This window comes from Acinetobacter sp. AL9 (assembly GCF_041464035.1).
GTDB lineage: Bacteria > Pseudomonadota > Gammaproteobacteria > Pseudomonadales > Moraxellaceae > Acinetobacter > Acinetobacter towneri.
Genome location: NZ_JAYFSK010000077.1, coordinates 1 through 8,659, shown reverse-complemented (window position 1 = coordinate 8,659; position 8,659 = coordinate 1). Strand labels below are relative to the sequence as shown.

8 protein-coding genes and 2 pseudogenes are annotated in these 8,659 nt (G+C 41.9%); 6 read left to right on the top strand and 4 right to left on the bottom strand.

What is annotated here, in order from left to right; all coding sequences use genetic code 11:
• Window positions 1–117: pseudogene (locus ACEO2X_RS12495) on the top strand (transposase); the annotation flags it as partial.
• Window positions 118–124: 7 nt separating this feature from the next.
• On the opposite strand, the gene ACEO2X_RS12490 reads toward ACEO2X_RS12495, so the two are convergent.
• The 3 genes from ACEO2X_RS12490 to ACEO2X_RS12480 all read right to left on the bottom strand — a co-directional run bounded on the left by ACEO2X_RS12490 (window position 125) and on the right by ACEO2X_RS12480 (window position 3,403).
• Window positions 125–1,540: a DASS family sodium-coupled anion symporter gene (locus ACEO2X_RS12490; RefSeq protein ID WP_131261218.1), complete on the bottom strand. Its 1,416-nt coding sequence runs from the start codon at window positions 1,538–1,540 to the stop codon at window positions 125–127.
• Window positions 1,541–1,716: 176 nt separating this feature from the next.
• A complete protein-coding gene (locus tag ACEO2X_RS12485) occupies window positions 1,717–2,499 on the bottom strand; it encodes a sulfite exporter TauE/SafE family protein (RefSeq protein ID WP_004974188.1) in 783 nt (260 codons plus the stop codon).
• A gap of 172 nt (window positions 2,500–2,671) precedes the next feature.
• Window positions 2,672–3,403, bottom strand: a complete 732-nt coding sequence (locus ACEO2X_RS12480) for an outer membrane protein OmpK (RefSeq protein WP_179988758.1) — start codon at window positions 3,401–3,403, stop codon at window positions 2,672–2,674.
• A 545-nt stretch (window positions 3,404–3,948) separates the two neighbouring features.
• Here ACEO2X_RS12480 and ACEO2X_RS12475 point away from each other — a divergent pair.
• The 5 genes from ACEO2X_RS12475 to ACEO2X_RS12455 all read left to right on the top strand — a co-directional run bounded on the left by ACEO2X_RS12475 (window position 3,949) and on the right by ACEO2X_RS12455 (window position 8,490).
• Window positions 3,949–4,314 (top strand): HPF/RaiA family ribosome-associated protein, encoded by a 366-nt coding sequence (locus tag ACEO2X_RS12475; protein WP_004974190.1) that lies wholly within the window; start codon window positions 3,949–3,951, stop codon window positions 4,312–4,314.
• Window positions 4,315–4,478: 164 nt separating this feature from the next.
• Complete coding sequence (locus tag ACEO2X_RS12470) at window positions 4,479–5,021, top strand: ankyrin repeat domain-containing protein (RefSeq protein WP_136144366.1); 543 nt, start codon at window positions 4,479–4,481, stop codon at window positions 5,019–5,021.
• Window positions 5,022–5,037: 16 nt separating this feature from the next.
• Window positions 5,038–5,808: a transporter gene (locus ACEO2X_RS12465; RefSeq protein WP_179994152.1), complete on the top strand. Its 771-nt coding sequence runs from the start codon at window positions 5,038–5,040 to the stop codon at window positions 5,806–5,808.
• A gap of 172 nt (window positions 5,809–5,980) precedes the next feature.
• Complete coding sequence (gene dsbD, locus ACEO2X_RS12460) at window positions 5,981–7,813, top strand: protein-disulfide reductase DsbD (protein WP_371972099.1); 1,833 nt, start codon at window positions 5,981–5,983, stop codon at window positions 7,811–7,813.
• Window positions 7,810–8,490 (top strand): glutathione S-transferase family protein, encoded by a 681-nt coding sequence (locus ACEO2X_RS12455; protein WP_179997059.1) that lies wholly within the window; start codon window positions 7,810–7,812, stop codon window positions 8,488–8,490. The genes dsbD and ACEO2X_RS12455 overlap by 4 nt, the downstream gene beginning before the upstream one ends.
• On the opposite strand, the pseudogene ACEO2X_RS12450 reads toward ACEO2X_RS12455, so the two are convergent.
• Window positions 8,472–8,659 (bottom strand): annotated as a pseudogene (locus ACEO2X_RS12450) (hypothetical protein); the annotation flags it as partial. The gene ACEO2X_RS12455 and the pseudogene ACEO2X_RS12450 overlap by 19 nt on opposite strands.

Here is an 8,659-nt window from a genome sequence, read left to right as displayed (position 1 = left end):
TGGAAGCAGATGAAATATTATTGGCGAGATTTTCAAGTCATGACAGCTGATAAAATAGAGCAATGGGTGGAGAGAGTATCAAACCAATTCGGAAAAGAATACATGTTTACTTTTTAATGACAGCTTAACTAAAGAACCAATATACAAATAATGAAATAATAAATACGCACATGACGTTCAACACCATGCCCACACTCATCATTTCACTTTGTTTAATTTGACCTGTACCAAATACAATCGCATTTGGTGGCGTTGCCACAGGTAACATAAAGGCACACGATGCACCAATACCAATAATCACCACTAAAATTTCTTTTGGAATACCCATTTGGTCTGCAATTGCAGCAAATACAGGAACCAATAACGCAGCAGACGCTGTATTACTGGTAAATTCAGTTAAGAAAATAATGAAGATGGTCACCGCAAAAATCACTACCAATGGCGAAGTATCACCAAAGGTATTGGCAAGGGTTTGACCCAATACCAAAGATGCGCCTGAATCTTTTAAGATCGCACTGAGGGTTAAACCACCACCGAACAGTAATAACACGCCCCAATCGGTATTTTCAGCTACTTGCTTCCAAGATGCAGTACCTAGCATGACTACCAAACATGCAGCAGCTAATGCAGTCCATGTATCGGGTTGGCTAATGCCGAAGGTTTCGCTAAGTTTTTTACCAAAAATCCACGCCACTGCAGTACATACGAATAAAATCATCGTTGCAACACGGGTTTTGGTCCAAGGAATCACTTCAGTTTCAAAATGAATTTTTTGATTTAAATTTGGACGCAATACCAAATATAAGCTGACCAACATCGCTGGTAGCAAAATCAGCATCATTGGTAAACCAATTTTCATCCAGTCAGCAAAGTCATAGTCTAATGCTTTGGCTGCAATAGCGTTTGGTGGCGAACCCACCAACGTACCCAAACCACCTAAACTGGCAGAGTAGGCAATCCCCAATAAAATGAAAACGAAGGTTTTACGCTCTTTGGTGGCATCGAGGTGTGATAACAAACCTAGTGCCAACGGTAACATCATCGCCGCCGTGGCTGTGTTGGAAATCCACATCGACAACGCAGCAGTGACGATAAAAATAGATAAAACCGAAATCCCCAAGTGACCGCCCGACATGGAAATAATCCACATCGCAATTTTACGATCCAGTTTCTGAATGTGCAGCGCAGTTGCTAAAGCAAAACCACCAAAGAACAGGAAAATAACAGGATCGGCAAAAGTCGCCAATGCCTTGCTGGTGCTAATTGGCTCAAGCACTTTGCTGGCATTTTCAACAGGCATGCCCAAAATTACGGCAAGCACCGGCACCAAAAGTGCGGTAATGGTAATGTGTACAGCTTCGGTGAGCCATAAAATACCAATAAAAAGCAACAGACTTAGACCCTTATTTGCATTTTCATCATAGGGCAAGACATTGTATAAACCGAAAGAGAGCAGGGCTGCAATTACAACAATCACCCAGGTCTTGATCAGTTCTTTTCGCTTAATATTGGCTGGCACTTCTATATGGTTATTTTCCATAGAAGTTCACTCCGTCAAAAGGAATTAAAAGAAAAGAGGGAAGATTGGTCGATGCAAACGACCGAAGCAGTCTGAATAGACTGTTTTTTAAGCTGGTCTTAATTATAGGTGTAAATAATTATTTAAGCCAAAAAAAATCTAAATAATTTTCCATTTGTTATGTTTATTGGTCTGATTTATATCAATAAAGCAGGTGATGTTTGGATGATGAATAATCCTTGAGCAATCGCGTAAAGTGCCATAAAACCCAATAACGTAAATACAATCTGCTTAAATAATGTCTGGGAAATTTGTTTACGAATCAGACTGCCGATATACACCATCAGCATAGAGATGATGCAAATCAGGGCTAAAACTTTTAATTGTATGTGGCTAAACTGTTGAATTACTGGATATAAAACTGCCAATTGAATGAGTTTGGAAATAATAAAGTTTAAGTTGCTAATCACCACAATATCGGTTTTGCTGTGTTGAGTGCTGAGTAAATACATCATTAGAAATGGTGCCATGGCATTGGTCGCACCACCAATCACACCTGCCAGCAAACCAAAAATCAGCATATTTTTGAGTGAGGCAGAAATTTGCAAAGGACGTTGTCGAAATTGATCGGCCACGTACAATAAAATCAGTACGCCCATTGCCAATTTTAAATAACCTTCGTTCAGAATGAGCAGCAAACTGACGCCCAAATAGCTGCCAATCAGCGCACTGAAGATTAAACCCCAATATTTTTTGCAGTAGCCATATAAACTGCTGAATATAGATTGTGTGGCATCGCCCCGCAGCATGTAGATATTGAGAAGCAAACAGGGAATCAGAACCAAAGCAACCGCAGTACTGAGTGGATATAACATCGCCACCGCAGCCGTACTGAGCATAGGAAAACCAAAACCGCTCATGCCATGCAAAATTGCAGCAATCGCACAAAACAGCAGAATAATGAAATCGGTTTTTTGCATGTGGGCTTCACAGTGCTTTTTATTTGAAATTTAACTCAATGTAGCGGAGTTTTGCGCTAAGTACAAATGGGTTGCATGGTTATGAGCAAAGCATATTTATTGGAAACTATTTTAATGACCAATAAAAAAGCAAGACCGAAGTCTTGCTTTTTTGAACAGAGAAAAATACAGCTTAGAAATGGTATTTGACCAATGCGCTGACATCGTTTTGATCTACGCCTTTAATACCAAACTTGTTGTTCCAAACAGAGTGTTCGATACCCACGTATAATTTGGTTTTAGGTGAAATGTGTTTGCCCACATTCCATTTATATTGAGAAGTCCAGTTTAATTCGCTGGCATGGTCATCTTCTGCAGTAGACCAGTCTAGGAAGGCATCAGCCAAGAACTCTTCTGAACCAATTTTAAATGGTACAGCATAAGTGATGGTCATTTGATAATCATCTTTAGTGAGATCGTTGTCTGCTTTGTAGAAATTTACATTTGCATATTGCGTATATGGAATGTCTAAAGCAAAACCAATACCGTATAAAAAGTTATTGAATTCAGGATTAGCACCGTGTCCAGCATTATGTTCCCAAGTAGTTGCAATGAGAACATCTTTCACTGGGCCAAAAGATAAGTTTTGACCTGTAGTTTCACCCAAGCTTAAACGTGGCGCTAATTCAAAATAGGTTGAGTCATCATCATTGCCATCCCATTGTTGGTCAACGAAGAAGAACACATCAGAATATTTGAGTTTAGCTGCATATTCAGCAGTAAGAGTCGTACGATCTTCTGTACCTAATTTATAGTTTTCACCATAAAGAGCAGTCAGGCTAGAATCTTGCCAAATCGGTGCAGCTTGCGTAAAAGTTGCAGCAGTGGAGATTGCGCACAGCGCAGCAATATGTGTAAGTTTCATAAAAATAGACCCCAATAAAAGCGTTTCAAGGATACAGATTCTTTAGCAAAAATAAAGCAAAATTCGATTATTGACGGGTCATTTTGGGGTGTTTTCTATCAGCTTTTGGGTTGAATGCTTTTTAAACGATTTAAAACCAATGGTTAAAATGTAAAGGTGAATATTGCAGGTGTGACTAAACCCTTTAAAAGCATCAAGTTTCTCATTGGCAATAGATTGAACAACGTAGTGCTATCCAAATTGATCGCTTATTGAACATCTAAGCTGAAATTGGTGATAAAAGGGTTATTCTTTTGCTGCTTTTCTATAAATATCGCTTGCATATTTTTCAGATAGGCCCGATATTCAAGGTATAGGGACACGGTTCTGCAGAATTAAAAGTGTTCATCATTCACGTAGGAGGAAGTGATTCCAAACTAAGTTGAAGATGTACTTTATGCTGTAAAAACAGCACATTATAAACACGCCAAAACGTATATATAAAATTATGTGTAAGATTTTGGCACAACAAGATTCAGAAATAACGAACGCAAGAGGATGAAATCATGAACATTGAAATCCGTACCGATAAAAACATTCAAAACAGTGATCGATTAATTAGTTACGTTCGTGAAGAACTGAATAATGAATTCCAACGCCACAGTGAGCGTATTACCCATTTTTCAGTGCATTTTAGTGATGAAAATGGTGAAAAAGGCGGTGATGACGATATTCGTTGTATGATTGAAGCACGTCCAGCAGGTCTAAAACCAGTGGTTGTGAATCATCGTGGTCATAATATTGATACAGCCATTCACGGTGCGATTGACCGTTTAAAACGCAGCCTAGAACATGCGTTTGAGAAAAATGAAAATCCTCGTGGTGCTCGCCCAGAATTTGTAGATACAGATGTTGGTGGCGACGACGAATAAGGATCAGACAGATTCCAAGAGCCTCGCAAATTTTGCGAGGCTTTTTTGTGTTTGCATGTAGCCAATGCACTAAATTCACGATTTGCTGACATTTATCTCATACAAATGTCGCTTTATTGGGCATAATAGTTCTAAATTAAACATTGAATAAGAGAGCTCTCTGCATGTTAACTGCGCAACAACAAGTCTTGGTGCAAGCAATAGAAGAATTAGACCTTGCCCAAGTGCAACGCCTATTGGCAGACGGTTTAGACCCTAACTTTATGGATGCCGAAAAAGGCCCTGTGATTTCAGTCTGGTCAGATGGTTTATTTCAATGGTGGGAAAAAGTCTGCGAAGCATACGAAGCAGGTCAGCCACTCACAGAACAGCAAAAACAGCAAGATTTGCAAGTGCATTTAGATATTTTAGAGGCATTGATTCAAGCCAAAGTGAATTTGCACTTATGGGATGCCGAAGAAATTTACGGCCCATTGTGGGATGCAGCTTCTGCAGCATGTGTTCCTGCAGTGCAGCGTTTATTGGATGAAAAAGTCGATCCAAACAGCAAAGATGAAGATGGTTTAACCATTTTATCTTCGATTAGTGATTTATTGTTTGATTGTGATTTTGATGAAATTCAGTGGTCGGATGCTTTGCCAGAAGAACAACAGACTTTAGAATTGTTGCGTCGTTATGGCGCAAAAATGAGCAAAGAATTGGCCTAAGAGCAGAGATAAAAATATGTCAGTATTAAAAACAGTTGGGTTAATCGTGGCGGCAGGCATCAGCATGCAGGTGAGCGCGGCAGATTTTGAGTTTGATCGTCCTGGTGCAGGAGTGAGTACGGGTATTACACCTGTAGGGAAGTTGGCTTGGGAACAAGCTTTGCCAAGTGCAAGTTATCAAGAAAGTAACGATGCTTCGGGCGAAAAAGTTAAAACCACTCGCCTTAATGCTGACATGCTGTTACGTACAGGTTTGGCGCAAGATTTAGAGTTACAGCTGGGCTGGCAAGGTCCTGCATGGAGTAAAAGCAAAACCGCAGGTCAATCGGTTGAAGAAGATGGTTTGGGCGATGTCAGCATTGGTTTGAAACAAGCCATTGACTTAAATGATGACAAACTTTCTATGGCCGTGTTGTTGCAAGCGTTAATTGCCACAGGCAATGATGGCTTTAGCGAAGAAGATGATATTTATAGCTTGGGTACGGCAGTCAGCTATCAATACAGCGAGCTGTTAAAAACAGGCATCAACATGCGTTACGATGTGCAAAATAGCGATTGGGCGGTTACAGCAATTCCCAATATTCAGTACCGTTTAAGCGATCAATGGTCAGGTTTTTCAGAATTGGTCTATCGCAAAGCTGAAAGTCAGGACAATGAATATGGCTTAATTTCGGGAGTGATTTACGCACTGAATGAACGCACTCAACTGGATGCCAGTGTCGGTGTAGATTTAGACGGTGCAGATAAAAGTTACCGTGCAGGTTTAGGTATGGCGTTTTTGTTCTAAGCAATCGAAACCATTTAAAGCTTTAAAATACGTTGTATGCTGCAGCAGGCCAAAGTTATTAAGTATTAAGCTTGCTGCAGATCTGTTTTCATCCTAATAAAGTTCATGCCGAGGCGAGCAGAACATGAAGCAGTCCTTATTTCAGACCTTTTGGCAAGTTGCTGTTGATCTAATGGCTGATATTTTACGTTATGTGGCGCAGGGCTTATCTTGTCTGCTCGCAAGTCTATTTTTGCTGTGTTCGTTAAGCCTACACGCAGAAGCACCTTTACTCCCACCCGAACAAGCCTTTCAGTTTAGCGTTGAATCGGTCAATCCCCAGCAAGCTGAACTGCGTTGGAACATGCCTGAACAGTATTATTTGTATCAGCATCAATTTAAGGTTGAGCATGGACAGCAAATACTGGCTTTAGAGTTGCCTCCCGCAGACGATGTTTATGATGAAAACTATGGACATACTCAGGTTTATTATCAACAAGTCAGTTTTAAAATTCCCACGCAGGCTGCACAGCGCTATCAAGTGAGTTGGCAAGGTTGTGCGCAAGATCGGCTTTGCTATCCACCACAGCGCATTGAATTTCAGACCGACAGCACTGGTTTGGTGATTTTAGACAATCAAAGCGCAGCACAAAAAAATCTGTGGGGCGGACACAGTAACCCAACCCAGAATGTGTTTTCGACAACGCCTGCCAATTCCACACTAGCATCCTCAACGAGTGTTGCGACAGCGCGACCCATCACAGCACAAGATCAAATGTGGTCAGAAAAACTGGCACAGAGTTCATTTGCTTATGGCTTGCTGCTGTTTTTTGGTTTAGGGGTTTTATTGGCCTTTACCCCATGTTCTTTGCCGATGCTACCGATTTTGACCTCCTTGTTGGTGCGTGAACATAAAGGTGTCAAAGCGTGGACGATTGCTCTGGTTTTTGTCTGTGGCATGGCAATGGTTTATGCCATATTGGGTTTAATTGCGTCATCCGCAGGTTTGAATTTTCAGCGTTGGTTACAACAACCTGCTACTTTAATTGCCTTTAGTTTACTGTTTGTGTTGTTTGCCTTAAATTTGTTTGGACTGTTTGAGATCAAGTTACCACGTGCTTGGGTCAATCGACTCGATCAGGCGCAATCTATGCAAAAAGGCGGCAATTTGGCAGGTGCTGCACTCATGGGCATGTTGTCGGCACTTTTGGTCGGCCCATGCATGACTGCGCCATTGGCAGGGGCGTTATTGTTTATTTCACAAACCCAAAGTCAGATGCAGGGGGCGTTGCTGCTATTTACGCTCGGGTTTGGCATGGGTACGCCGTTATTGTTGGCCAGTGTGCTTGGGGCAAAAGCTTTGCCACGCGCAGGTTTGTGGATGCATCAAGTCAAAGTGCTGTTTGCCTTTATTATGTTGGCATTGGCATTGTATTTTATTCGTCCGTTATTGGGTGAAGCATGGATGCAATGGCTTAGTTTGGCACTTGGAGTGGGTTTTGTCGGCTATGTGCTGCATCGTTTGAGTGGCTATCATGGTACGCTGCGGGCGATTTATCTGAGTGCGTTATTGGTGGTGGTGCCGTATCTGATTTATAACCAATATCAACACAGCCAGCGTTTTTGGCAGCAGGAAAACGATGCGGTTTTAGAATGGCACCGTGCAACGACTGCAACGGAATTACAACAGTTACTTGCCCAAGCTCCGAAAAATCAGCGCATAATTATAGATGTCTATGCCGATTGGTGTGTGGCGTGCCGTCCGATTGAACAGCAGGTATTGACATCCTCCACCGTGAAACAGGCACTTGCAGAATTTTATTTAATTAAACTCGATTTAAGCCATTACGATGCCAGTCATCAAGCCTTGTTGAATCAATGGGAAATTTTAGGGCCACCTACCTTTTTATTTTTGGATGCACAACAACAAGAAATTCGCAGTCTGCGTTTAACAGGTGCATTTAACGAGAGCACTTTGTTAAATCAACTGCAGCAACTTCAAACCACACAGGAGTCATCGTCATGATGCAGCTGTATATTGCCAATAAAAATTATTCGAGCTGGTCGATGCGCCCGTGGTTGGTACTGAAGGCGTTTGACTTGGCTTTTGAAGAAATACAACTGAACTTTCCCTGCGAGCGTGGCGAGGGCGATTTTAAACAACGTGTCCTAGAAATTAACCCCAATGGTAAAGTGCCTGCCTTATTAGATCAGGGCATGTTGATTTGGGATTCTCTCGCCATTTGCGAATACTTGGCAGAGCAATATCCTGAACAGGCACTTTGGCCACGTGATGCACAGCAACGCGCTTGGGCGCGTAGCATCAGCGCAGAAATGCACAGCGGTTTTACCGATTTACGCAGTTTATGCGGCATGAATATTCGCGCTAATTTAGCAGAGGTGGGTGCAAAGTTATGGCAAGAACATTCGGGTTTAAGACAGGATGTGGCACGCATTGAACACATTTGGGTGGAACGTCCTGCTGTAGATGGTTTCTTGTGTGGTGAATTTAGCATTGCCGATGCGTTTTATGCCCCTGTGGTGACACGTTTTATGAGCTATGCTTTGCCTGTGAGCGCAGAAAGCCAACACTATATGCAGCGGGTGATGCAACATCCTGCCATGCAGGCTTGGGTGCAGGCAGCTTTACAAGAACCGATGTGGGTTAATTATTTAGAGCCTTATCAAAAGCAAGCAAAATGACTTGGAAAAAGCAGGATTCGGAAAAATACTGCGGAAGTTTTCGATTTTTGATCTTTAAAACACTGAATGGTGTAAGACACTTGAGTCGGATCGAGGGTCACCACTTGCGGCATATCATAGAATGGGTCAGGCCAGAATGGTGCGCGACGATGATAATATCCATACGGCG